This window comes from Streptomyces sp. PKU-EA00015 (assembly GCF_013387495.1).
Lineage (GTDB): Bacteria > Actinomycetota > Actinomycetes > Streptomycetales > Streptomycetaceae > Streptomyces.
Genome location: NZ_JABZEE010000010.1, coordinates 193,629 through 218,372, shown reverse-complemented (window position 1 = coordinate 218,372; position 24,744 = coordinate 193,629). Strand labels below are relative to the sequence as shown.

General features: G+C 71.2%; 23 protein-coding genes. 16 read left to right on the top strand and 7 right to left on the bottom strand.

Annotated features, from left to right (window positions below):
- Positions 1-120: 120 nt before the first annotated feature.
- Positions 121-564, bottom strand: a complete 444-nt coding sequence (locus HW130_RS10270; RefSeq protein ID WP_177149234.1) for an SRPBCC family protein — start codon at positions 562-564, stop codon at positions 121-123.
- Positions 565-704: 140 nt separating this feature from the next.
- Between HW130_RS10270 and HW130_RS10265 the strand changes: the two genes are divergently transcribed.
- A complete protein-coding gene (locus HW130_RS10265; protein WP_177149150.1) occupies positions 705-1,736 on the top strand; it encodes an Rv2578c family radical SAM protein in 1,032 nt (343 codons plus the stop codon).
- A gap of 78 nt (positions 1,737-1,814) precedes the next feature.
- On the opposite strand, the gene HW130_RS10260 is transcribed toward HW130_RS10265, so the two are convergent.
- Positions 1,815-2,381 carry an adenylosuccinate lyase gene (locus HW130_RS10260; RefSeq protein ID WP_177149149.1) on the bottom strand — a complete coding sequence of 189 codons (567 nt, stop codon included), beginning with the start codon at positions 2,379-2,381 and terminating at the stop codon, positions 1,815-1,817.
- A gap of 332 nt (positions 2,382-2,713) precedes the next feature.
- Between HW130_RS10260 and HW130_RS10255 the strand changes: the two genes are divergently transcribed.
- The 9 genes from HW130_RS10255 (at position 2,714) to pssA (ending at position 13,583) form a co-directional block, all read left to right on the top strand.
- The gene (locus tag HW130_RS10255) at positions 2,714-4,495 is read left to right on the top strand and encodes a 3-hydroxyacyl-CoA dehydrogenase family protein (protein WP_177149148.1); all 1,782 of its coding nucleotides are present in this window, start codon (positions 2,714-2,716) and stop codon (positions 4,493-4,495) included.
- Positions 4,496-4,592: 97 nt separating this feature from the next.
- Positions 4,593-5,444 (top strand): TetR family transcriptional regulator, encoded by an 852-nt coding sequence (locus tag HW130_RS10250; RefSeq protein WP_218183337.1) that lies wholly within the window; start codon positions 4,593-4,595, stop codon positions 5,442-5,444.
- Positions 5,445-5,828: 384 nt separating this feature from the next.
- Entirely contained in the window at positions 5,829-7,166 is a 1,338-nt protein-coding gene (gene ccrA, locus HW130_RS10245; RefSeq protein WP_177149146.1) for a crotonyl-CoA carboxylase/reductase, read from the top strand.
- A gap of 17 nt (positions 7,167-7,183) precedes the next feature.
- A complete protein-coding gene (locus tag HW130_RS10240; protein ID WP_177149145.1) occupies positions 7,184-9,196 on the top strand; it encodes a protein meaA in 2,013 nt (670 codons plus the stop codon).
- Positions 9,193-10,167, top strand: a complete 975-nt coding sequence (locus HW130_RS10235) for a CoA ester lyase (RefSeq protein WP_177149144.1) — start codon at positions 9,193-9,195, stop codon at positions 10,165-10,167. The genes HW130_RS10240 and HW130_RS10235 overlap by 4 nt, the downstream gene beginning before the upstream one ends.
- 16 nt (positions 10,168-10,183) lie before the next feature.
- Positions 10,184-10,696 carry a MaoC family dehydratase gene (locus HW130_RS10230; protein ID WP_126884275.1) on the top strand — a complete coding sequence of 171 codons (513 nt, stop codon included), beginning with the start codon at positions 10,184-10,186 and terminating at the stop codon, positions 10,694-10,696.
- Positions 10,697-10,698: 2 nt separating this feature from the next.
- A complete protein-coding gene (locus HW130_RS10225; protein WP_177149143.1) occupies positions 10,699-11,904 on the top strand; it encodes an acyl-CoA dehydrogenase family protein in 1,206 nt (401 codons plus the stop codon).
- 172 nt (positions 11,905-12,076) lie between these two features.
- Positions 12,077-12,733 carry a phosphatidylserine decarboxylase gene (locus HW130_RS10220; protein WP_177149142.1) on the top strand — a complete coding sequence of 219 codons (657 nt, stop codon included), beginning with the start codon at positions 12,077-12,079 and terminating at the stop codon, positions 12,731-12,733.
- Positions 12,726-13,583, top strand: a complete 858-nt coding sequence (gene pssA / locus HW130_RS10215) for a CDP-diacylglycerol--serine O-phosphatidyltransferase (protein WP_177149233.1) — start codon at positions 12,726-12,728, stop codon at positions 13,581-13,583. The genes HW130_RS10220 and pssA overlap by 8 nt, the downstream gene beginning before the upstream one ends.
- Before the next feature lie 67 nt (positions 13,584-13,650).
- On the opposite strand, the gene HW130_RS10210 is transcribed toward pssA, so the two are convergent.
- The 3 genes from HW130_RS10210 to HW130_RS10200 form a co-directional block, all read right to left on the bottom strand.
- On the bottom strand, positions 13,651-14,037 hold the full coding sequence (locus HW130_RS10210) for a VOC family protein (protein WP_177149141.1): 387 nt from the start codon (positions 14,035-14,037) through the stop codon (positions 13,651-13,653).
- A gap of 108 nt (positions 14,038-14,145) precedes the next feature.
- Complete coding sequence (locus HW130_RS10205) at positions 14,146-14,604, bottom strand: SRPBCC family protein (protein ID WP_177149140.1); 459 nt, start codon at positions 14,602-14,604, stop codon at positions 14,146-14,148.
- 280 nt (positions 14,605-14,884) lie between these two features.
- Complete coding sequence (locus tag HW130_RS10200; RefSeq protein WP_309140383.1) at positions 14,885-16,018, bottom strand: glycerate kinase; 1,134 nt, start codon at positions 16,016-16,018, stop codon at positions 14,885-14,887.
- A 185-nt stretch (positions 16,019-16,203) separates the two neighbouring features.
- Between HW130_RS10200 and HW130_RS10195 the strand changes: the two genes are divergently transcribed.
- The 4 genes from HW130_RS10195 (at position 16,204) to HW130_RS10180 (ending at position 20,192) form a co-directional block, all read left to right on the top strand.
- Entirely contained in the window at positions 16,204-16,698 is a 495-nt protein-coding gene (locus tag HW130_RS10195) for an NUDIX hydrolase (RefSeq protein ID WP_177149139.1), read from the top strand.
- Between the two features lie 137 nt (positions 16,699-16,835).
- Positions 16,836-18,044, top strand: coding sequence for a hypothetical protein (locus HW130_RS10190; RefSeq protein ID WP_177149138.1), 1,209 nt, complete (start codon positions 16,836-16,838; stop codon positions 18,042-18,044).
- Between the two features lie 158 nt (positions 18,045-18,202).
- Positions 18,203-19,360: a hypothetical protein gene (locus tag HW130_RS10185; protein ID WP_177149137.1), complete on the top strand. Its 1,158-nt coding sequence runs from the start codon at positions 18,203-18,205 to the stop codon at positions 19,358-19,360.
- An 85-nt stretch (positions 19,361-19,445) separates the two neighbouring features.
- A complete protein-coding gene (locus HW130_RS10180) occupies positions 19,446-20,192 on the top strand; it encodes a Sir2 family NAD-dependent protein deacetylase (RefSeq protein ID WP_177149136.1) in 747 nt (248 codons plus the stop codon).
- Positions 20,193-20,231: 39 nt separating this feature from the next.
- Here the strand turns inward: HW130_RS10180 and HW130_RS10175 are convergent, their stop codons facing one another.
- Positions 20,232-20,726, bottom strand: coding sequence for a methylated-DNA--[protein]-cysteine S-methyltransferase (locus HW130_RS10175; protein WP_177149135.1), 495 nt, complete (start codon positions 20,724-20,726; stop codon positions 20,232-20,234).
- 13 nt (positions 20,727-20,739) lie between these two features.
- A complete protein-coding gene (locus HW130_RS10170; RefSeq protein ID WP_177149134.1) occupies positions 20,740-22,215 on the bottom strand; it encodes an AlkA N-terminal domain-containing protein in 1,476 nt (491 codons plus the stop codon).
- A 266-nt stretch (positions 22,216-22,481) separates the two neighbouring features.
- Between HW130_RS10170 and HW130_RS10165 the strand changes: the two genes are divergently transcribed.
- Positions 22,482-23,633: a hypothetical protein gene (locus HW130_RS10165; protein ID WP_177149133.1), complete on the top strand. Its 1,152-nt coding sequence runs from the start codon at positions 22,482-22,484 to the stop codon at positions 23,631-23,633.
- Between the two features lie 66 nt (positions 23,634-23,699).
- Positions 23,700-24,719, top strand: coding sequence for a zinc-dependent alcohol dehydrogenase family protein (locus HW130_RS10160; protein WP_177149132.1), 1,020 nt, complete (start codon positions 23,700-23,702; stop codon positions 24,717-24,719).
- Positions 24,720-24,744 lie beyond the last annotated feature (25 nt).

The following is a 24,744-nucleotide window of genomic DNA, read 5'->3' as shown; positions in this document are numbered from 1 at the left end:
GACTGCCCCAACAGGGCGTGCGCGAGGCGCACTTGGGGCGCTCATCAGGGGCTTTCCCGCGACCCGGCGCGCCAGGGGCGCACGTGCGGGCCGCGGGGAAAACCACCCGATCCGGTGAGGCTACTTCTCGACGTGGGCGGCGAGCCTGTCCAGCACGCTGTCGTAGATCCGGCCGAGCCCCTTGGGCGCGAAGGTCCTCTCGAAGAAGCCGCCGATGCCGCCGGCGCCGGTCCAGACGGTGGTGACGACGGCCTTGGACTTGCCCTCACCGGCCGGGGTGACCCGCCAGGTGGTGACCATGGAGGAGTTGCGGTCCTTCTCCACGAGCTCGCCGTCGGTGGGCTCGGTGACCTCCAGCAGGCAGTCGCGGACGCGCTTGCTGGTGGCCTGGAGCTTCCAGTGGACGAGGGTGCCCTCGCCGTCGCCGCCCTCGCGCACCTCGTACTCGCTGAAGTGCTCGGGCAGAAGCTTCGCGCGGGTGCCCTCGTAGTCGGCCAGCGCGTCGAACACCGTCTCCGCGTCCGCCGAGATGATCCGTTCCGTGGTGGCCTCGACCTGCGCCATGTCCTGTTCCTCCAGCAGTTGCTCCATCGGGATGCGCCGCTAGCCAATCACCTCCGGCGCGCCCTCCCAAATCACAGTGGAAGCGATCATGGGAACACGTGTTCTATTCTGGAGCCCGGAGCGAGCGAGGAGGCACCCCCATGCGCTGGGACAATCTGGCCGACAGCCCCGCCACCAGCGGGGAAGCCGCCCTGTTCGGGGCATCGGCGGTGACCACCCGGACCTTCGACAGCCCCGAGTTCCGGGGCATCACCTTCCACGAGATCCGCGCGCGTTCGATCCTCAACCGGGTGCCCGGAGCCTCCCGGATGCCGTTCGAATGGACGGTGAACCCCTACCGGGGCTGCACGCACGCCTGCGTGTACTGCTTCGCCCGCAAGACCCACAGTTACCTGGACCTCGACACCGGACTCGGCTTCGACTCCCAGATCGTCGTGAAGGTCAACGCCCCCGAGCTGCTGCGCCGCCAGCTCGCCTCCCGCCAGTGGCAGGGCGCGCACGTCGCCATGGGCACGAACGTGGACTGCTACCAGCGCGCCGAGGGCCGCTACCGGCTGATGCCGGGCATCATCTCGGCGCTGCGCGACCACGCGAACCCGTTCTCCGTCCTGACCAAGGGCACGCTGATCCTGCGCGATCTCGACCTGCTGCGGCAGGCCGCGGAGGTCACCGAGGTCGGCATCTCCGTCTCGGTCGGCTTCACCGACCGCGAGCTGTGGCGCACCGTCGAGCCGGGCACGCCCTCGCCCGAGCGCCGGCTCGACGTCGTACGCGCTCTGACCGATGCCGGGATCGGCTGCGGCGTGCTGATGGCGCCGGTCGTTCCGTTCCTCGGCGACCACCCGGACCAGCTGCGGGCGACCGTCCGCGCGATCGCCGCGTCCGGCGCCACCTCGGTGACCCCGCTCGTGCTGCATCTGCGGCCGGGCGCCCGCGAGTGGTACATGGCCTGGCTGCGCGAACACCATCCGCACCTGGTCGCCCGCTACGAGCGGCTGTACGCGGAGGGCGCGTACGCCCCGAAGTGGTACCAGCGCCGTATCACCCGCCATGTGCACGAACTGGCGGCCGAGTTCGGGATCGGCCCTTCTGCCAGGCCCGGCGGCCACCGCCGCCTGCCGGTGCGTCCCGAGCCGTCGGTCCCGGAGCCCACCCAGCTGACCCTGTTGTGAATCACGGGCGAGGGTGAGCCATGACCCGGCGTCCTCGCCGACGCACCGCGCCCCCGGCGCCCGGCCGCACCCCGGGCGTCACTCCAGCCGGGCCAGGGCCGCCGAGGCCGCCGCCGTCAGGCGCGGATGCGACAGGGCCCCGCGCAGCACCTCGCCGGCGCGCGGGTCGCCGAGGGCGCCGAGGCCCTCCACACAGGCGAGGGCGACCCGCCAGTGCGGATCGCCGGGGGCCAGGCGCCGTCCGAGGACCGTGATCAGCGCCGGTACCGATTCGGGCGCCCGCAGCCGGGTCAGCAGCCGCACCGGCACCAGCGCGTACGCGACCCGCAGCTCGTTGGTGGCGAGTGCGGCCGCCGCGCGCGGCGTGCGGGGGTCGGCGAGCCGGCCGAGCGCGTGGGCGGCGGAGACGCACCGCTCGGGGTCGCGGTGGTTGAGCAGGAGGACCAGGGACTCGAAGGCCCGCCGGTCACCGGCGCAGCCGAGGCGGAAGGCGGCCATCTCGCGCGCCCAAAGGGGGCGTTCCTGCTCGGTGAGGACCGCAGCGAGTTCCTCCCGGTCCGAGGTGGCCAGCAGCCGTTCGTACGCCGGACCGCCGCCCGCCTCGTCGCGCAGCCGTGTCGCGAGCGACCGCAACTCCTCGTCCATGGCGGTCAGGGTATCGGCGGGCCGGCACGGCGATCCAGATCACACCCCCCGAGGGGTGGCGCGCTCGTTACCCGCAAGTTAATCTCATGTGAGCGGGTAACCCCCGCACCCGCCGCGGCCTGGTGACGCAGCCGCGGTTGGGGGCACCCCCATGCGAAGGCTATGGGGGAAGTCGGTTCGGCAGTTCTGCCATCAGTACGACGTGACACGGGACAGAGTCCGTCGGCCCACGCGAACACCCGTGCGCCATGCGCCCGTTGGCGTTCCCACGCCTGTACGGCTTCCTCCGCGCGCGCTCCTCATCAGTCGTCACTCATCCCTGGAGTCCCCCGATGGACACCCCTCTGCACACCATCGCCGTGGTCGGCCTCGGCACCATGGGCACCGGCATCGCCGAGGTCCTCGCCCGCGCCGGCCGTGAGGTCATCGGCATCGACGTCAGCGAGGCCGCCGCCCGCCAGGCTGTCGCCGCGCTCGAGGCCTCCACCGCCCGCGCCGTGGAGCGCGAGCGGATCACCGAGGAGGAGCGCCGCAACACCCTCGCACGCTTCCGCACCTTCTCCGACCTGCAGGCAGCGGCGGACGCCGACCTCGTGATCGAGGTCGTGCCGGAGTCGTACGAGGCCAAGCAGCAGGTCTTCCGCGAGCTGGACGCCGTGGTCCGCCCGGACGCCGTCCTCGCCACCGGCACGAACGCCCTGTCGGTGACCCGGCTCGCCGCCGAGTCCCAGCGCCCGGAGCGCGTGCTCGGTCTTCACTTCTTCAACCCTGCCCCGGCGATGAAGCTGGTCGAGGTCGTCTCCTCGGTGCTGACGTCGCCGCAGGCCGTCGAGGCCGTCACCGCGCTCGCCCGCGACCTCGGCAAGGAGCCGGTCGCGGTCGGCGACCGGCCGGGCTTCATCGCGGACGGCCTGCTGTTCGGCTACCTCAACCAGGCCGCCGCCATGTACGAGGCCCGGTACGCCTCCCGCGAGGACATCGACGCCGCCATGAAGCTGGGCTGCGGACTGCCGATGGGCCCGCTCGCCCTGCTCGACCTGATCGGCATCGACACCGCGCGCACCGTGCTGGACGCGATGTACGCCGCCTCGCACGACCGGCTGCACGCCCCCGCGCCGATCCTGGGCCAGCTCAGCGAGGCGGGCCTGACCGGCCGCAAGGCGGGCCGCGGCTTCTACACGTACGCCGCCCCCGGCTCGGCCGAGGTCGTCACGGACGCGCTCACGCCGCTCGGTGCGGCCGCGGCCGCCGCCGGCCGTGAGATCCGCTCGGTCGGCGTGGCCGGCTCGGGCACCATGGCGAGCGGAATCGCGGAGGTCTTCGCCAAGGCCGGCTACGACGTCGTCCTCGCGGCCCGCAGCCTGGAGAAGGCCGAGAACGCCAAGGGCCTGATCACCAAGTCGCTGAACCGCTCGGTGAGCAAGGGCCGGATGACCCAGGAGGCGTGCGACGCCACGCTCGCGCGCGTCACGCCCGCCGGCTCGCTGGACGCCTTCTCCGACGTCGATCTGGCCGTCGAGGCCGTCGCCGAGGACCTGGAGATCAAGCAGCAGCTGTTCGCCACCCTCGACAAGGTGTGCAAGCAGGGCGCGGTGCTGGCCACCACGACCTCCTCGCTGCCCGTCGTGGCCTGCGCACGCGCCACCTCCCGGCCGCAGGACGTGATCGGGATGCACTTCTTCAACCCGGCGCCGGCGATGAAGCTGGTCGAGATCGTGCGGACGGTCCTGACCGCCGACGACGTCCACGCGACGGTCCGCGAGGTCACGACGAAGATCAGGAAGCACCCGGTGGACTGCGGCGACCGCGCCGGATTCATCGTGAACGCGTTGCTCTTCCCGTACCTGAACAACGCGATCAAGATGGTCGAGGAGCACTACGCCACCCTCGACGACATCGACGCCGCGATGAAGCTGGGCGGCGGCTACCCGATGGGCCCGTTCGAGCTGCTCGACGTCGTCGGCCTCGATGTCTCGCTGGCCATCGAGAAGGTGCTGCACCAGGAGTTCCGCGACCCGGGCCTCGCGCCCGCGCCGCTGCTGGAGCACCTGGTGGCCGCGGGGTGCCTGGGACGCAAGACGGGTCGCGGATTCCGCGAACATGCCCGGCGCTGATCCCGACGGCGCGTGGGGCGGGCTGCTCGGTCCGGGCGGCCCGCCCGCCGCGTCCGAACGGGCCGGGCCCGACCCGCGGGCGCGCCCGGCTGTGCGAATGCAGTACGTTCAGGTCATGCCCCAGCCCGCTGATCCCGCCCGCCGGCCCGGCCGCGCCGGCGCCGCGTCCGACGCTCCGGAACGTGCCGCAGGCTCCCGCGCCGCCGCGCAGCGCCTGAAGATGCGCCGCGAACTCGCGGCGGCGGCCATGGAGTTGTTCGCGACCAAGGGGTACGAGGCGACGACGGTCGACGAGATCGCCGCGGCGGCCGGTGTGGCGCGCCGGACCTTCTTCCGCCACTTCCGCTCCAAGGAAGAGGCCATCTTCCCCGACCACGACGACACCCTGGTGCGGGCCGAGGCGGTCCTGAACGCGGCTCCGCCCCACGAGCACCCGCTCGACACGGTGTGCCGGGGCATCAAGGAGGTCATGCGGATGTACGCGGCCTCCCCGGCCGTGTCCGTCGAGCGTTACCGGCTGACCCGTGAGGTGCCGACGCTGCGGGAGCGCGAGATCGCCTCGGTGGCCCGCTACGAGCGGCTGTTCACGCGCTATCTGCTGGGCCACTTCGACGAGCGGGACCACCACGACGGCAACGACGACCCGCTGCTGGCGGAGGTGGCCGCATCCGCGGTGGTGACGGCGCACAACCACGTGCTGCGCCGCTGGCTGCGGGCGGGCGGGCAGGGCGACGTCGAGGCCCAGCTGGACCACGCGTTCGCCATCGTCCGCGACACGTTCGGCACCGGCATAGGAGCCGGCCGCAAGGCGGCGCACGCCTCCCCGGCCGCCGAGCCTCCGCCTGCGGACGTGCGCACCGAGGGCGAGGTCCTGGTGGCCGTGGCCCGCACCGACGCACCGCTCAGCGAGGTCATGCGCACGATCGAACAGGCACTGAAGGAGGGCTGAGCCTCCCGGCTCACCCAGTCGAAGACCGCCCGATTCAGGCGGTCTTCGCCATTTTTGCGGCCTCATTCGATCGATCATCGCTCACATGTGTCCAGCGGATTGCATCTGAGAGAAATTCTTGGCACGGAGTGTCTTGCCACCTGGCACGGCGTGCCATACGTTGAAGTTGTCCGGGCGGCCGGCGTGCAGAGCACACTCGTACGCCGGCTGTCCCAGCAACCCTTCGTGGCTGCCCGCCCGGACGCCTGCGTCACAGGCACCTTTCGCGCCCACCAGCGCTGCCAGCAGCACCATCCGCCGAACCGACGGCACACCTCCACAGCAGCACCACCCGACGTACCCCTCAGCGTCCGCCCATGGGCGCTTCTCGCCGGAGGCAACACCGTGAAGGAAATCCTGGACGCGATCCAGTCGACGGAGTCCACGTCCGCCGACTTCGCCGCACTGAAGCTCCCCGAGTCGTACCGCGCGATCACCGTCCACAAGGACGAGACGGAGATGTTCGCCGGCCTCGAGACCCGGGAGAAGGACCCGCGCAAGTCCATCCACCTGGACGAGGTCCCGGTCCCCGAGCTGGGACCCGGCGAGGCTTTGGTGGCCGTCATGGCCTCCTCGGTCAACTACAACTCCGTGTGGACCTCGATCTTCGAGCCGCTGTCGACCTTCAGCTTCCTGGAGCGCTACGGAAAGCTCTCCGAGCTCACCAAGCGCCACGACCTGCCGTACCACATCATCGGCTCAGACCTCGCGGGCGTCGTCCTGCGCACCGGTCCCGGCGTCAACGCCTGGAACCCGGGTGACGAGGTCGTCGCGCACTGCCTCTCGGTCGAGCTGGAGTCCTCGGACGGCCACAACGACACGATGCTCGACCCCGAGCAGCGCATCTGGGGCTTCGAGACGAACTTCGGCGGCCTGGCGGAGATCGCGCTCGTCAAGTCGAACCAGCTGATGCCCAAGCCCAAGCACCTCAGCTGGGAGGAGGCGGCAGCGCCCGGACTGGTGAACTCCACCGCGTACCGCCAGCTCGTCTCCCGCAACGGCGCCGGCATGAAGCAGGGCGACAACGTCCTGATCTGGGGCGCGAGCGGCGGACTCGGTTCGTACGCCACGCAGTTCGCGCTCGCCGGCGGCGCCAACCCGATCTGTGTCGTCTCCAGCGACCAGAAGGCGGACATCTGCCGGGCGATGGGCGCCGAGGCGATCATCGACCGCAACGCCGAGGGCTACAAGTTCTGGAAGGACGAGCAGACCCAGGACCCGAAGGAGTGGAAGCGCTTCGGCAAGCGCATCCGCGAGCTCACCGGCGGCGAGGACATCGACATCGTCTTCGAGCACCCCGGCCGCGAGACCTTCGGCGCGAGCGTCTACGTCACCCGCAAGGGCGGCACCATCACCACCTGCGCCTCGACCTCGGGCTACATGCACGAGTACGACAACCGCTACCTGTGGATGTCGCTGAAGCGGATCATCGGCTCGCACTTCGCCAACTACCGCGAGGCGTGGGAGGCCAACCGCCTGATCGCCAAGGGCAAGATCCACCCCACGCTCTCCAAGGTCTACTCCCTGGAGGAGACCGGCCAGGCCGCGTACGACGTGCACCGCAACCTCCACCAGGGCAAGGTCGGCGTCCTCGCGCTCTCCCCGCAGGAGGGCCTGGGCGTCAAGGACCCGGAGATGCGCGAGAAGCACATCGACGCCATCAACCGCTTCCGGAACGTCTGAGGGGCCGGGGTTCCCAGATGACAGAGCGCAAGAAGGACCGGCCCTGGCTCATGCGGACGTACGCCGGTCACTCGACCGCCGAGGCGTCCAACGAGCTGTACCGGCGCAACCTCGCCAAGGGCCAGACGGGACTGTCGGTCGCCTTCGACCTGCCGACACAGACCGGTTACGACCCCGACCACATCCTCGCCCGCGGCGAGGTCGGCCGGGTCGGTGTGCCGGTCTCCCATCTGGGCGACATGCGCCGGCTGTTCCAGGACATCCCCCTGGAGCAGATGAACACCTCGATGACCATCAACGCCACGGCCATGTGGCTGCTGGCGCTGTACCAGGTGGTCGCGGAGGAGCAGGGTGCGGACATCACCAGGCTCCAGGGCACGACCCAGAACGACATCGTCAAGGAGTACCTGTCGCGCGGGACGCACGTCTTCCCGCCCGGTCCTTCGCTGCGCCTGACCACCGACATGATCACGTACACGGTGGCCCACATCCCCAAGTGGAACCCGATCAACATCTGCAGCTACCACCTGCAGGAGGCCGGGGCCACGCCGGTGCAGGAGATCGCGTACGCGATGTCCACCGCGATCGCGGTCCTCGACGCCGTCCGCGACTCGGGCCAGGTGCCGGCCGAGAAGTTCGGCGACGTGGTCGCCCGGATCTCGTTCTTCGTGAACGCGGGCGTCCGCTTCATCGAGGAGATGTGCAAGATGCGCGCCTTCGGCCGCATCTGGGACAAGGTCACGCGTGAGCGCTACGGCATCGAGAACGAGAAGCAGCGCCGTTTCCGCTACGGCGTCCAGGTCAACTCGCTCGGTCTGACCGAGGCCCAGCCGGAGAACAACGTCCAGCGCATCGTGCTGGAGATGCTGGCCGTCACGCTCTCCAAGGACGCCCGCGCGCGTGCCGTGCAGCTGCCCGCCTGGAACGAGGCGCTGGGTCTGCCCCGCCCCTGGGACCAGCAGTGGTCGCTGCGCATCCAGCAGGTGCTGGCGCACGAGTCGGACCTGCTGGAGTACGAGGACATCTTCGCCGGTTCGCACGTGATCGAGGCCAAGGTCGACGCCCTCGTCGAGGAGTGCCTGGCGGAGATCGACCGGATCCAGGAGATGGGCGGCGCGATGGCGGCCGTCGAGTCGGGCTACCTCAAGTCGCAGCTGGTCTCCTCGCACGCCGAGCGGCGCGCGCGGATCGAGGCCGGCGACGAGAAGATCGTCGGCGTCAACATCTACGAGACGACCGAGGAGAACCCGCTCACCGCTGACCTCGACACGGCGATCATGACGGTCGACCCGGCGAACGAGGCACGCGTCGTCGCCAAGCTGCACGAGTGGCGCGCCGGCCGCGAGGAGTCCCGCGCCGCGGAGGCCCTCGCGGCGCTGAAGAAGGCCGCGGCGGGCACCGAGAACCTGATGGCGGCCACCGTCGAGTGTGCGCGTGCGGGCGTCACCACCGGCGAGTGGGCCTGGGCGCTGCGTGACGTCTTCGGCGAGTTCCGTGCGCCGACAGGCGTCAGCAGCGCCCCGGTGGCGGTCACCGCCGAGGCGGGCACCCCGCTCGCCCTCGTACGCGAGAAGGTGGCCCGCACGGCGGACGAGCTGGGAGCGGGGCGGCTGCGGCTGCTCGTCGGCAAGCCCGGCCTGGACGGCCACTCCAACGGCGCCGAGCAGATCGCCGTGCGGGCCCGCGACGCCGGGTTCGAGGTGGTCTACCAGGGCATCCGGCTGACCCCCGAGCAGATCGTCTCCGCCGCCCTCGCGGAGGACGTGCACTGCGTCGGTCTGTCGATCCTGTCCGGCTCGCACGCCGAACTGGTGCCGGACGTGCTGAAGCGGCTGCGTGAGGCGGGCGCGGCCGACATCCCGGTGATCGTGGGTGGCATCATCCCGAACGCCGATGCCACCGAACTGAAGGCAGCGGGTGTGGCCGCCGTCTTCACCCCGAAGGACTTCGGAATCACGGAGATCATCGGCCGTATCGTCGACGAGATCCGTCAAGCGAACAAGCTCGACCCCCTGGAGGTCCACGCATGAGCACGCCTGTGCACCCGGTCAACCGTCTCCGCCCGCGCCGTTCCTGCCTGGCCGTGCCCGGTTCGAACCCGCGCTTCCTGGAGAAGGCCCAGGGCCTGCCCGCCGACCAGGTCTTCCTGGACCTGGAGGACGCCTGCGCGCCGCTCGCCAAGCCGGAGGCCCGGCACACCATCGTGAAGTTCCTGAACGAGGGTGACTGGACGGGCAAGACGCGGGTCGTGCGCGTCAACGACTGGACCACCGAGTGGACCTACCGCGACGTCGTCACCGTCGTCGAGGGCGCCGGCCAGAACCTCGACTGCATCATGCTGCCGAAGGTGCAGACCGCCGAGCAGGTCGTCGCGCTCGACCTGCTGCTCACCCAGATCGAGAAGACCATGGGCTTCGAGCTGGGCAAGATCGGCATCGAGGCGCAGATCGAGAACGCGCAGGGCCTCAACAACGTCAACGCCATCGCGCAGGCGTCGCCGCGCGTGGAGACGATCATCTTCGGCCCGGCCGACTTCATGGCCTCCATCAACATGAAGTCCCTGGTCGTCGGCGAGCAGCCGCCCGGCTACCCGGCCGACGCGTACCACTACATCCTGATGAAGATCCTGATGGCCGCCCGCGCCAACAACCTCCAGGCGATCGACGGCCCCTACCTCCAGATCCGCAACATCGACGGCTACCGCGAGGTCGCCCAGCGCGCCGCCGCGCTCGGCTTCGACGGCAAGTGGGTGCTGCACCCGGGCCAGGTCGAGGCGTCCAACGAGATCTTCTCGCCCTCCCAGGAGGACTACGACCACGCCGAGCTGATCCTGGACGCGTACGACTACTACACGTCCGAGGCGGGCGGCAAGAAGGGCTCGGCGATGCTCGGCGACGAGATGATCGACGAGGCCAGCCGCAAGATGGCCCTGGTCATCTCCGGCAAGGGACGCGCGGCCGGCATGCAGCGCACCACCAAGTTCGAAATCCCCGCCAACTAGAGAGGCCCTGAGCGACATGCAGTTCGGACGCACCTACGAGGAGTTCGAGGTCGGGGCCGTCTACAAGCACTGGCCCGGGAAGACGGTCACCGAGTACGACGACCACCTCTTCTGCCTGCTCACCATGAACCACCACCCGCTCCACATGGACACGAACTATGCGGAGAAGACGACGGACTTCGGCAAGAACGTCGTCGTCGGGAACTACATCTACTCGCTGCTGCTCGGCATGTCCGTGCCGGACGTCTCCGGCAAGGCCATCGCCAACCTGGAGATCGAGTCGCTGCGGCACGTGGCGCCGACCTTCCACGGCGACACGATCTACGGCGAGACCACGGTCCTCGACAAGACCCCGTCGAAGTCGAAGAGCGACCGCGGCATCGTCTACGTCGAGACCAAGGGCTACAAGCAGGACGGCACCCTCGTCTGCGTCTTCCGGCGCAAGGTGATGGTCCCGACGGAGACGTACATCAAGGAGCGCGGCGGCGAGCAGCCCGGCCGCCCCGAGCTGAAGGCGCAGGAGAAGTAGTCATGGCCCGACTCGCCCAGACCGCAGGTCTGACCGATGTCCAGCAGGAGATCCTGTCCACCGTCCGTGACTTTGTCGACAAGGAGATCATCCCTGTCGCCACGGCGCTGGAGCACAAGGACGAGTACCCGCAAGAGATCGTCGACGGCCTCAAGGAGCTCGGCCTGTTCGGCCTGATGATCCCCGAGGAGTACGGCGGCCTGGGTGAGTCCCTTCTCACGTACGCGCTGTGCGTCGAGGAGATCGCCCGCGGCTGGATGTCCGTCTCGGGCATCATCAACACGCACTTCATCGTGGCGTACATGCTCAAGCAGCACGGCACGCAGGAGCAGAAGGACACCTTCCTGCCGCGCATGGCGCTCGGCGAGGTGCGCGGCGCGTTCTCGATGTCGGAGCCGGGCCTCGGCTCGGACGTCTCGGCGATCACGTCCAAGGGTGTGAAGGACGGCGACGAGTACGTCCTGAACGGCCAGAAGATGTGGCTGACGAACGGCGGCACGTCCACCCTCGTCGCGGTCCTGTGCCGGAGTGACGAAGGACACCCCGAGGGCACGGCCCCGCACAAGTCGATGACGACCTTCCTCGTCGAGAAGGAGCCGGGCTTCGGCGAGGTCCGTCCGGGCCTGACCATCCCCGGGAAGATCGACAAGATGGGCTACAAGGGCGTCGACACGACCGAGCTCATCATGGACGGACTGCGCATTCCGGCCAATCGGGTCCTCGGCGGGGTCACCGGCCGAGGGTTTTACCAAATGATGGACGGCGTGGAGGTCGGCCGCGTGAACGTCGCCGCCCGTGGTTGCGGTGTCGCGCAGCGTGCCTTCGAGCTGGGTGTCTCGTATGCCCAGCAGCGTCACACTTTCGGCAAGCCGATCGCCGCCCACCAGGCGATCCAGTTCAAGCTGGCCGAGATGGCCACCAAGGTCGAGGCCGCGCATGCGATGATGGTGAACGCGGCACGCAAAAAGGACTCCGGGGAGCGAAACGACCTGGAGGCAGGGATGGCGAAGTACCTCGCCTCCGAGTACTGCAAGGAAGTCGTCGAGGACGCCTTCCGCATCCACGGCGGCTACGGCTTCTCCAAGGAGTACGAGATCGAGCGCCTCTACCGCGAGGCTCCGATGCTGCTGATCGGCGAAGGTACCGCCGAAATCCAGAAAATGATCATCGGACGTCGACTGCTCGAGGAGTACCGGTTCCAAGGCTGATTGCCGCTTTTGAGTCGGTTCGGCCGCGAAGAAGATCACACCCTGTCATCATCTTCCGGCCGCCGACTCGGTTTCCGGCTTTCCCAGTTGTGCTCCGTACCCGATAACATCGGCCGGAAAGCCGCCGTCCCCCGTGTTACCAGCGCGGCATCATCCGCTACGAAGGTCATCCATGCCCCACAGCCAAACCTCTGCACCACGCGACAGCCGCTTTGGCGTACGTATCGCTCGCGGAGCATCGCCGTGGCTTCTGCCGACCGTCGCCACCGCTGCACTCAGCCTGGTCCGTGCCCGCCGTTCGCGGCGGGCCGCGGCCGTTGCCGTGCCCACCACCGCGCTCGCGGCGGGCATGCTGTGGTTCTTCCGCGACCCGGAGCGCGAGATCGCGTCCGGGCGGGTCATCTCGCCCGCCGACGGGGTGGTGCAGAGCATCATGCCGTGGAAGGACGGACGCACCCGCGTCGCGATCTTCATGAGCCCGCTCAACGTCCACGTCAACCGCGCGCCGCTCGCCGGCACGGTGACGTCGGTCGAGCACATCCCCGGCGGTTTCGTGCCCGCGTTCAACAAGGAGAGCGAGAACAACGAGCGCGTTGTCTGGCACTTCGACACCGAACTCGGCGACATCGAGATGGTGCAGATCGCCGGCGCGGTCGCACGGCGTATCGTCCCGTACATCCCGCAGGGCACCAAGGTCGAGCAGGGTGAACGCATCGGTCTGATCCGCTTCGGCTCGCGCGTCGACATCTACCTTCCCGAGGGTGTCGAGGTCGCTGTCGAGGTGGGCCAGACCACGACGGCGGGGGTGACTCGCATTGACCGTGATTGATCCCGACACACAGGCGAACTGGGCGGCGGAGTCCGAGGAAGAGGACGACGCGGAGGAGATGCCGCTCTCTCTGCGGCTGTCGATAGCGGACACCCTCACGCTCGGCAACGCCACGTGCGGATTCATGGCGGTGTACTTCACCACCACCGGCATCCTCATCCCGCATCTCCAGGGCAGCCAGGAGACCGGCATGGCGCGGCACAGCGCCGCGACCGCCGTGATCCTGATGCTGCTGGCGGCGATCTTCGACCTCTGCGACGGGCTCGTGGCCCGCAAGCTGCGGTCGTCGCCGATGGGCGCCGAGCTGGACAACCTCTCGGACCTGATCAGCTTTGGTCTCGCGCCCGCGTACTTCGTGCTGGTCTACGGCATGGTCGCGGACGACGCCCATCAGCGGGTCTCGGCGGTGGCCGCGATCGTGGTGCTGCTGGCGGTGGTGCTGCGGCTTGCGAGATTCTCGTGCGTGACGATGAAGGACGGCATGTTCCAGGGCATGCCGAGCCCCTTCGGAGCGCTCACGGTCGTCTCGATCGTGCTGCTGGAGCTGCCCTTCATCCCGACGCTGCTGGCGATCATCGGAGCGGCGTGGCTGATGGTGAGCCGGGTCGAGTACCCCAAGCCGCGGGGTGTCCTCGCGGTGGCGATGCTCGGCTGGATCGTTGCGGCGATGGGCATGCTGGCGGCGTGGGCGTTCGACGCGCCGGGCGGCCAGGTGCTGCTGCAGATGGGCTGCGCACTGCAGATCGTGATGGCGGCGACGATCCCCCTCTTCGCCACCGCCCGTCGCGTGAACACGTTCCGCGACAACCGCCGCGAGAGCCGCGAGGCCCGTGCGGCGCAGATCCCGTAGCACACGCGTGCTGTACCCCGAGGGCCCGGAAGCTTTCGCTTCCGGGCCCTCGGCGTTTCGGGGTGGGTCACGGGCGATGGCGCAGGGGATGGTCCTCGGGCACTTCGACCACCGCGATCCGCACGCCGTCCGGGTCGGCGATCCACATCTCGATCAGCCCCCACGGCTCCTTCTGCGGCGCTCTGAGCACCTCGACGCCCCGCTCCAGCAGTTCGTCGTGGGCGGCCCGCACGTCGGGCACCTGCAGCCACAGCCGCACGGCCGGCGAGGGCGGGGTGTCGGAGCGGCCCGAGAGTTCGAGGAACCCGCCGCCGAGGAAGTACACCGTTCCCCGCTCGGGGCCGGTCCCGAATTCGCGGTAGACCGCCAGCCCGAGAGCGCGGCCGTAGAAGTCGCGCGAGCGCTGCGGATCGGTGGGGCTCAGCAGCATCCTGCTGCCCAGTACATGCACCATGCACAGAGCGTATCGGGAGCGGGGAACCGGGGCCGGCGATTCGGCCTCGGTTCCCCGCTGCCGGTGAGGATCGGCCATCGGGCGGTGTGAGCCGCTCCGGGACCGGCGTCACCCGGGCTTGATGCGGCCGCGCCAGGCTCCGCTCTCGCCGCCCTGGTGCTCGATGTACTCCTTGAAGCGTCGCATGTCGCCCTTGACGCGCCGGTCGATCATTCCCGTCATGTCAGCGGCCTTCTCGGCCATGCCGCCGGGCTCGACGTCCATCACGAGTTCCACCCGTGTGTGCGTGTCGTCCAGGCGCTGGAAGCTCACCATGCCCTTCTGCTTGGTGTCGCCGCTGATGGTCCGCCAGGCGATGCGTTCGTCGGGGAGCTGGTCGACGATCTCGGTGTCGAATTCCCGCTGTACTCCTCCGATCCTGGTGGTCCAGTGGTTGTGGCGGTCGTCGACCTGGGTGACCGCCTCCACGCCTTCCATGAAGTTCGGGAACTCCTCGAACATCGTCCACTGGTTGTAGGCGGTGCTGACGGGGACCTCGACCTCGACGGTCTCCTTCACCGTGCTCATTTCCGCGCCTCCTCCTGGATCTGCCGCGGGGCGGGGTCTGCCCGCGCAGGCTGTGCACGTCGTGCCATGTGGCGGGTACCCAGTGGCCGCCTTCCTGCACGGGGGAATCCGCACGTACCGCGTGCGTGGCGGCGGACGGTCGAGGCCCATCGCTGCGGGGGCTCCACAAAAAAAAGACGCCCCGCCCCCGGGCGGCGCGGGCCAGGGGGGCGGGGCCGGGGCCTCGCGGGCGGTGGCCGCAGCGGCGCGGCCCGAAGCCGCCGCGCCCTGGGGCGTCCCGTCAGGTGAGGAAGTCGCGGGCGATCGACTCCGCCGCCTGTTCCAGCAGCGGGCCCGCGTGGGCCATGCACATCGCCGGGTCCGGTTCCAGGGCGGTCAGGGCGTAGGCGCGGCGGATGCCCGCGCGGCCCAGGGCCTCCGGCGGGAGGGCCAGGCGGCCGCAGACCGCGACCACCTCGATGCCCTGCGCGCGGGCCGCCGAGGCCACGCCCGCCGGGGCCTTGCCGTGCAGCGTCTGCTCGTCCAGCGAGCCCTCGCCGGTGATGACCAGCGTCGCCCGCTCCAGCGCCTGCGCGAAGCCCAGCACGTCCAGCATGACCTCGATGCCCGGCCGGAAGCGGGCACGGAGCGCGACCAGCGCGCCGTAGCCGATGCCGCCCGCCGCGCCCGCGCCGGGCGCGTCGGCCAGGTCGGGGCCGAGGACGGACGCGTAGTGGGCGAGTGCCTCGTCGAGGGCGGCCACGTCGTCCGGCGTCGCGCCCTTCTGCGGGCCGTAGACCGCGGGCGCGCCCTTCGGTCCGGTCAGCGGGTTGTCGACGTCGCTGGCGAGGATCAGGTCGACGTCATCGAAACGGGCGTCCAGGCCCGACAGATCCGCCGTCGCGAGCGCGCTCAGGCCGCCGCCCCCCGGCGGCACGGGCTTGCCGTCCGCGTCCAGGAAGCGGGCGCCGAGCGCGGCCAGCATCCCGGCCCCGCCGTCCGTGGTCGCGCTGCCGCCGACGCCGAAGACGATCGTGCGCGCGCCCGCGTCGAGCGCGGCGCGCAGCAGTTCCCCGGAGCCGTACGTCGTGGCGCTGAGCGGTGCGAAGACGCCGGCCGGGAGGTGCTGGAGGCCCGACGCCTCGGCCATCTCCACGACCGCGGTGCCGTCCTTCAGGGCGTACGCCGCGGTCACGGGGTCGCCGAGCGGCCCGGTCACCCGTACCTCACGGCGTTCGAACCCCGCCGCCACCGCCGCGGCGACCGTGCCGTCGCCGCCGTCGGCGACGGGCAGGGTGTCGACCTCCAGGTCCGGGACGATCCGCCGCAGCCCGGTCGTCACCCGCTCGGCGACCTGCACCGCTGTGAGCGAGCCCTTGAACTTGTCAGCTGCGACGAGCACCCGCGCAGGCTGAGAAACTGCTCCGTCCCTCACCGTGTATCCCTTGCTGTCGAACAGGCAGTCGCGCCGTCCCCGACCCTATCCGCACCCTCGGGCGCCCTGCTACCCCGGCATCGGACGGCGTCAGGGCGGACACGTGGGTGTTTCCTCCATATGCGGCGCCACCGGGGCATGGCGCACCCGCCGCGGCAGGAGGCGGATGACCTACGCTGCCTGCCGTGACGACCTCCGACTACGCCGCCTACATCGCCTCCCTCCCCCGCATCCTCGCCGGAGCCGCCGCACTGTTGCGGGACGCCGAGGGGCGGGTGCTGCTCGTCGAGCCCAACTACCGCAAGGGCTGGGCGCTGCCCGGCGGCACCGTGGAGTCGGACCTCGGCGAGACGCCCCGGCAGGCCGCGCGCCGGGAGACGCTGGAGGAGATCGGTCTCGATCTCGAGCTGGGCGCGCTGCTCACGGTGGACTGGGTACCGGGCGAGGGGCGGCCGCCGATCGCCGCGTACGTGTACGACGGCGGCGTGCTGACCGACGCTCAGTTCGAGGCGATCAGGCTCCAGGAGGACGAGCTGCTGTCCTGGCGACTGGTGGGACGCGAGGACCTGTCCCACTACCTGCTCGGCTCGCTGTGCCTGCGGGTCGAGGCGTCGCTCGAGGCGCTGGCGTCCGGCACGGGGGCGGTCGAGCTGGAGAACGGACTGCCGCCGAAGCCGTGACCCCACGATGGGCGTTTTGTGCCGAATGCCGGTGACCGCCGTACCGTAGACGGGCGTTCACGGCGCGTTGTCCGCGCCGCCCAGGCCCGTGCACACCCACCGGGCAGCCTCCGGATCCCCAGGACTCCGGAGGGACCATGCTCACGCAACTGCGCGGCTGGATCACCGCCCTCGCCGCTCTGGCGCTGACCATCGCCGGCGCGGCCCCCGCCGCCACCCCGCACGAGATCCCCGCACGACCCCCGCAGACCGCGGCCAGGACTCCCCAGCTGCCTGCGCGACCGCTGCCCCTCGCGGTCGACGGCGGCTCCTGGCGCTCCGGCCATCTCCAGGGCATGGCGCTCGACCGGGCCCGGCGCCACCTGTACTTCTCCTTCACCGACATGCTCGTCAAGACCGACCTGAGCGGCCGGCCGCTCGGGTCGGTCCGTGGCATCGGCGGCCACCTGGGCGACCTCGACTTCGACACGGCGGACGGCCGCGTCTACGGCTCGCTGGAGTACGGCAGGGACGCGGCGTTCTACATCGCCGTCTTCGACGGCAGGCGCATCACGCGCATGAACATGGACGCCCGGACCAGCGGGGTCCTGACCACCGTCCACCTCGGGGAGGTCGCCCGCGACTTCACCGCGGACATGGACGGCGACGGCGTCTTCGACGGCGACACCGGCCACACCGCCGACCACCGGTACGGGAACGCCGGCATCGACGGCGTCGCCTTCGGCCCCGCCTTCGGGACGACGGGCGGCCCCCAGATGCTGACCGTCGCCTACGGCGTGTACACCGACACCGCGCGGCGCGACAACGACCACCAGGTCCTGCTCCAGTACGACGTACGGGACTGGAGGCGGTACGAGCGCCCGCTGAACGAGTCACGTCCGCACCGCAGCGGGCCCGCCGGGCACGACGGCAAGTACTTCGTGTACACCGGCAACACGACGTACGGCGTGCAGAACCTGGAGTACGACGGGCACAGCGGCATCTGGCTGATGGCCGTGTACAGGGGCGCCAAACGCCAGTTCCCCAACTACGGGCTCTTCGCCGTCGACGCGGGCAGGCCGCCCGTCGAGGGCGGCGTCCGCGGCCAGCGGCGGCCGGAGCGGGGCATGCTGCTGTCGCTCCTTCCGCAGGGGGAGCACCACGCGCCCTCGGGGACGTACGGCTGGCACGCGCCGGGGCAGTTCGGCTTGGTCTCCCTCGACGACGGCCGCTTCTACGTCGGCGAGTCGGCGAAGGCGCGCGGCGGCACCGCCACCCAGACGGGGAAGGCGCTGCTGCACCGCTGGACCGGCCGCACTCCCCTGCCGTTCGCCCCGCTCACCGGCTCCGGTGCGGCAACCGGCTGACGGCCGCCGCGCGCCGGTCCCCGATGACGCCTCCGCCGCCTTCCGTTGACAGAGCATCAGTACATCTGGGTATGCCGCTTACGGGTGTGCGCGCCGTCCGGTACGGCGCGCACACCCCCGCTGGGCACCATCCGGACTTCGAGGACACCGGAGGGATCATGCACAGGCACGCGTACGGTTTGCTGACGGCCGCCGCCTTCGTGGCCGCCGCGACGATCGGCATCACCACCCCCGCGACCGCCGCCGGCCCGCCCCCCGAGGCGGCCGAGCCACCCCTCACGGTGGACGGCGGCGCCTGGCAGGCGGGGCACCTGCAGGGCATGGCGCTGGACCGGCAGAAGGGGTTCATGTACTTCTCGTTCACGAACCTGCTGGTCAAGACGGACCTGCAGGGCAGGCCGGTCGGATCCGTGACCGGGTTCACCGGCCATCTGGGCGACCTGGACTTCAACACGGCGGACGGGCGCGTCTACGGCTCGCTGGAGTACAAGGCGGCCGAGGCGTTCTACATCGCGATCGTGGACGGCGACCGCATCGACCGGATGAACATGGACGCGGAGACGAGCGGGGTCGTCACCACGGTCCACCTGAGGGAGGTCGTGGAGGACTACACCGCCGACATGAACGGCGACGGCGTCTTCGACGGCAACACGGGCGCGACGGCCGACCACCGCTACGGGTGCAGCGGCATCGACGGGGTCGCCTTCGGCCCGGTGTTCGGCAGGAAGAACGGGCCGCAGAAGCTGACCATCGCCTACGGCGTGTACGCCAACACGACGCGCCAGGACAACGACCACCAGGTCCTGCTCCAGTACGACGTACGCCAGTGGCGCAAGTACGAGCGGCCGCTGACCGAGTCGGCGCCGCACCGCAGCGGCCCGGCGCGCACGGACGGCAAGTTCTTCCTCTACACCGGCAACACCAGGTACGGCGTGCAGAACCTGGAGTACGACGGGCACAGCGGCAACTGGCTGATGGCCGCGTACAAGGGCTCCAAGCCCGGCTTTCCCAACTACTCGCTGTTCGTCGTCGACGGCGACGGCAGACCCCGATGGGGCGAGATCCGCGGCCAGCAGGAGCCGGAGACCGGGCGGCTGCTGCCCCTGCTGCGTGAGGGACTGCACCACGAACCCTCGGGCACCTACGGCTGGCAGTCGACGGGGCAGTACGGTCTGGTCTCGCTCGACGACGGGCGCTTCTACCTGGCCGAGACGGCGAGGGTCCCGGACGGCGATGTGGTGAAGGAGTCGGGCAAGGCGGTCCAGCAACGCTGGACGGGTCTGACACCGACGCCGTTCGCCAAGGTCACCCCCTAGGGACCGCCGCGGAGCGGCAGTCGGGCGGGCCGGCGGCGGCCAAATCGGTCGCCGCCGGCCCGCCGGGCTGCGTACGCTCGTTCGTATGACACTCGTCGCGATCCTCAGCGGCGCCGGTATCTCCACCGATTCCGGCATCCCCGACTACCGCGGCCCGCAGGGCCTGTGGCGGCGGGATCCGGAGGCCGAGAAGCTCGTCACGTACGACTACTACATGTCCGACCCCGACATCCGGCGCCGCTCCTGGATCATGCGCCGCGAGAGCGCGACCTGGCGCGCCGAGCCGAACGCCGCGCATCGCGCCGTCGCCGAGCTCGACCGCCGGCCCGGGGTCGCCGTCCGGGTGATCACCCAGAACGTGGACGGACTGCACCAGCTCGGCGGCATGCCCGACCGCAAGGTGCTCGAACTGCACGGCACCGCGCGCACGGTGACGTGCACACGCTGCCATGTGCGCTCGCCGATGGCCGACGCGCTGGCCCGCGTGGAGGCGGGCGAGGAGGATCCGGCGTGCCTCGCGTGCGGCGGGATCCTCAAGTCGGCGACCGTGATGTTCGGCCAGCGGCTCGACCCGGAGGTGCTGGGCCAGGCGATGGCCATCGCCAAGGCGTGCGAGGTGTTCGTCGCCGTCGGCACCACGCTGAAGGTGCAGCCCGCCGCGTCCCTGGCGGGGATCGCGGTCGAGCACGGGGCACGGCTGATCGTGGTGAACGCGGAGCCGACGCCGTACGACGAACTGGCCGACGAGATCGTGCGCGAGCCGATCGGCACGGCGCTTCCGGCGCTGCTCGACCGCCTGGCGGCCCAGCCGCCGGAGCACCTGGCGTCCTGAGGGCGGGCCGACCGGGCAGCGCGCTCCTGGAACGCGCTCCTAGAACAGCGCGTCGTCCGGCGTGCCGTGCTCGAAGGCGAGCAGGCGCTTCTTGCGGTCGAGCCCGCCGCCGTAGCCGACCAGGCTGCCGGACGAGCCGATCACCCGGTGACACGGGACGATGATCCCGATCGGGTTCCTGCCGTTGGCGAGACCGACCGCGCGAGAGGCTGCCTTGTTGCCGAGGATCTCGGCGAGTTCGCCGTAGGTGCGGGTCTCGCCGTAGGGGATGCGCCGCAGCTGGTCCCAGACACTGCGCTGGAACGGTGTGCCGTCGCAGTGCACCGGCAGGTCGAAGACGGTGAGTTCGCGGGCGAAGTACGCGGCCAGCTGCTCGACGGCCGCGCCGAACGGCGCCTCGTCGGGTACGCCGAAGGTCTCCTCCCCCGGGCGGTGCCGCTGACCGGTCATGTAGAGCCCGCTGAGCACGCCGTCGGTGGCGACGAGCGTGAGCGGGCCGTAGGGGCTGTCGACGACGGTGTGCTGCCTGGTCATGCTCCGGACTTCCTTACGCGGGGAGGTGGTTGATGGGGTGGTCGTCCGAGGCCCAGAGGTACTGGACCGCGTACGCCCGCCAGGGCCGCCAGGCCGCGGCGCGTGCCGTGAGGGCGGCCGGCGTGGCGGGCAGGCCGAGTCCGGCGGCGGCGCGGCGCATCCCGAGGTCGGTGGGCAGGAAGGCGTCGGGGTCGCCGAGCGCGCGCATGGCGATCACCTCGACGGTCCAGGGGCCGAAGCCGGGCAGCCCGGCGAGCTGTGCGCGGGCCCGGTCCCAGTCGCTGCCCGGGTCGAGCCGCAGCGAGCCGTCGGCGAGCGCGGCGACGAGTGTGGTCAGGGTGGTGCGCCGGCTGCGCGGCAGGGCGAGGGCCTCGGGGTCGAGCGCCGCGAGGGCGTCGGGGGCCGGGAAGAGGTGGGTGAGCCCGCCTTCGGGGTCCTCGACCGGCACACCGTGCGCCGTGACCAGCCGGCCCGCGTGGGTGCGGGCGGCGGCGGTGGAGACCTGCTGGCCCAGCACCGCGCGCACGGCGAACTCGGCCGCGTCGACGGTGCGCGGCACGCGCCTGCCGGGGGCCTTGTCGACCAGCGGGGCGAGCTCGGGGTCGGCGCGCAGCCGGTCGTCCACGGCGACGGGGTCGGCGTCGAGGTCGAGCATCCACCGGCAGCGGCTGATGGCGATGGTGAGGTCGCGCAGGTCGGTGAGGGAGAGCCGGCACGCGATGTGGTCGGGCCGCGGCGTGAGCGCCACGATGCCGTGCCCGTACGGGAGGGACAGGGTGCGCCGGTAGGCGCCGTCCCGCCACTCCTCGACGCCGGGGACGCCGGTGGCGACGAGGTGCCCGAACAGGTTGCCGGGGTTGAGCGGCGCGCGGTACGGCAGCCTGAGCGCGATCACCCCGGGCGTGGCGGGCGGCGCGGAGCGGCGGCCCGACGCACGGGTGCGCAGGTCGCCGGGCGCGAGGGCGAAGACCTCCCGGACGGTGTCGTTGAACGTGCGGATGGAGGAGAACCCGGCGGCGAAGGCGACCTCGGCCATGGGCAGGGACGTCGTCTCGACGAGCAGCCGGGCGGTCTGGGCGCGCTGGGCACGGGCGAGAGCGAGCGGCCCGGCGCCCAGCTCGGCGAGGAGCTGGCGCTCGATCTGGCGCGTGGAGTACCCGAGCCGGGCGGCGAGCCCGGGCACGCCCTCGCGGTCGACGACCCCGTCGCCGATGAGCCGCATGGCGCGGGCCACGGTGTCGGCACGGGCGTTCCAGGCGGGCGAGCCCGGGCTGGTGTCGGGCCGGCAGCGCTTGCAGGCGCGGAACCCTGCCTGCTGGCAGGCGGCGGCGCTCGGGTAGAAGGTCATGTTCTCGGCCTTCGGCGGCACGGCCGGGCAGCTGGGACGGCAGTAGATCCGTGTGGTCAGGACGGCGGTGAAGAACCATCCGTCGAACCGCCCGTCCTTGGACCGGACGGCGCGTACGCAGCGCTCGGTGTCGGTGTGCATGGGGTCAAGCATCGGGCACGCCGACACCCGGGGGCTGGCGGAAATCCGACATCAACGCCGCACTGCCGGCACTGGTCCGAGAGCCTGGGCGGCCACGAGCGGCATCCGGGTGGACGCGTGCGGTCACCGTATCCCTGCCGCCCGTTTCGGACGGCCGAACGGGGGCACTCACGGCGTCGTCACGTCATTGGTCGCCACGCGCTCCACAGGCGCTATACCGGCATAATCTGGTGGTATTCACCATCCACGATTGCCTGGGGGTAATCATGGAACTCGGCTTCCTCAAACCGCTCTTCGCCCGGCCAGGCCCATGGGCTTCCGTCTACATCGAGACCACGCGTGCGACCGAGGACGCACAGAAGGTGCAGCAGCTCCGCGAGCGCGCCGTCGCCTCCCAGCTCATCGAGGCCGGTGCCGACGCGTACACCGTCAGGGCCGTCATGGACAAGCTCGCCCACGAGCCAGTCTCCGGCGCACCGCCCGGACGGGCCCTGTTCGCCGCGGGCGCGGAGGTCGTGCTCGACACCCCGCTCTCGGTGCCGCCGGCCGGCATTCCGGCGACGTGGTCGATCCTGCCCCACGTCGCGCCGCTCGCGGACCTGCGGGGTGACCGGCCGGCGTGCCTGGTCGCGTACATCGACCGCATGGGCGCCGATCTCGAGCTGCGCGACGCACACCACCGCGAGGCCCTGGGCCAGGCGAACGGCAAGGAGTGGCAGGGCCGCGGGCACCGCAGCATTCCCGCGGACCGGTACGAGTGGCACTACCGGAACAAAGTCGAGAACAGCTGGAACGAGACCGCCGACATCATCGCCCGCGAACTCGCCCGCAGGCTGTCCGAGAGCAACACCGAACTCATCGTCCTGACCGGCGATCCCCGCGAGCGCAGGGCCGTCTTCAACCGGCTCCCCGAGCGGGTCCAGGCCGTCACCGTCGAGGCCGGGAACGGCAGCAGGTCGCCGGGCGCGTCCACGAGCCTCCTCGACCGGCAGATCGCCGAGGCGTGCGAGAAGTTCGCGCGCGACCGGCTCGAGAGCGCGCTCGACCGCTTCCGTGTCGGACGGGGCAGGCCCGGCGAGCACCGCGAGACCGCCGCCGTCGACACCGGGCCCGGAGAGGCCGCCGAAGGCATGCCCGCCGTCGTGGACGCGGTGCGCAAGCACCAGGTGGCGACCCTGCTCCTCACACCGGACGCGGCCGACGCGGGCCGCGAGGTGTGGATCGGCCCCGGCGTGGACCAGGTCGCGGTGCAGCGCGGCCAGGCGCAGGCGATGGGTGTGGCCAAGCCCGAACGGGCACGCGCGGACGACGCGCTGCTGCGCTCCGCCGCCGCGTCGGGCGGCGAAGTCCTCATGGTTCCCGAAGGTATGCACGGCCCGGCGGGCGGACTCGGGGCGGTGCTGCGCTGGAGTATGTGAGTGAACCGCCGGCCCGGCCCCTCGCCGGGCCGGTACCGGACACATGACGGAAGCGGCGGGACGAGGATGGCACCCCCGGTGCCGGGAGCGACGTCGGCCTGGGTGGTCGAGTCCCCAGGTCCGATCGCGTCGGCCCCGCTGCGCCGGCTGGAGCGCACGACGCCGGAGCCCGGACCGGACCGACTCCTGCTACGGGTACGCGCCTGCGGGGTGTGCCGGACCGACCTGCACCTGGCCGAGGGCGACCTGCCGCCGCGCAGGCCGCGTTGCACACCGGGCCATGAGGTCGTCGGCGAGGTCGTCGCCGCCGGGCCCGGTGTCACCGGCCTGCGGGAAGGCGACCGGCTGGGGGCGGCCTGGCTCGCGGGGACCTGCGGACGGTGCCGTCACTGCCGCGCCGGGCGGGAGAACCTGTGCCCCGGGTCCCGCTACACCGGCTGGGACATCGACGGCGGATTCGCCGACCACATCCTGGTGGACGCCCCGTTCACCTACCGCCTGCCGGAAGGGTGGCGTGACGAGGACGCCGCACCGCTGCTGTGCGCAGGCATCATCGGCTACCGCGCCCTGCGCCTGGCGGAGCTGCCGCCCGGCGGCCGGCTCGGAATCTACGGCTTCGGGGCGTCCGCCCACCTGACCGCCCAGCTCGCCGTGGCCCAGGGCGCCACGGTCCACGTCGTCACCCGGTCGGCGCGGGCGCAGCGTCTGGCGCGGGAGCTGGGCGCGGCCTCCGCGGGAGCCGGCGACCCGCCGGAACCACTGGACTCCGCGATCCTGTTCGCCCCGGCCGGGGGCCTGGTGCCGGTGGCGCTGGCGGCACTGGACCGCGGCGGCACACTCGCGATCGCCGGGATCCACCTCAGCGCGGTCCCCCCGCTGGACTACGACGTGCACCTTTTCCAGGAACGCACGGTGCGCAGCGTCACCGCCAACACGCGCGAGGACGGCCGCGCCTTCCTCGCCGAAGCGGCGCGGCTGCGGCCCGCGGTACGGGTCACGCGCTACCCCCTGCGGCAGGCCGACCGTGCCCTGTCGGACCTGGCGACGGGCCGGATCACCGGGGTGGCCGTGCTCATGGCGCCATGACCCGGACGCCGGGCCGGGACCGGCG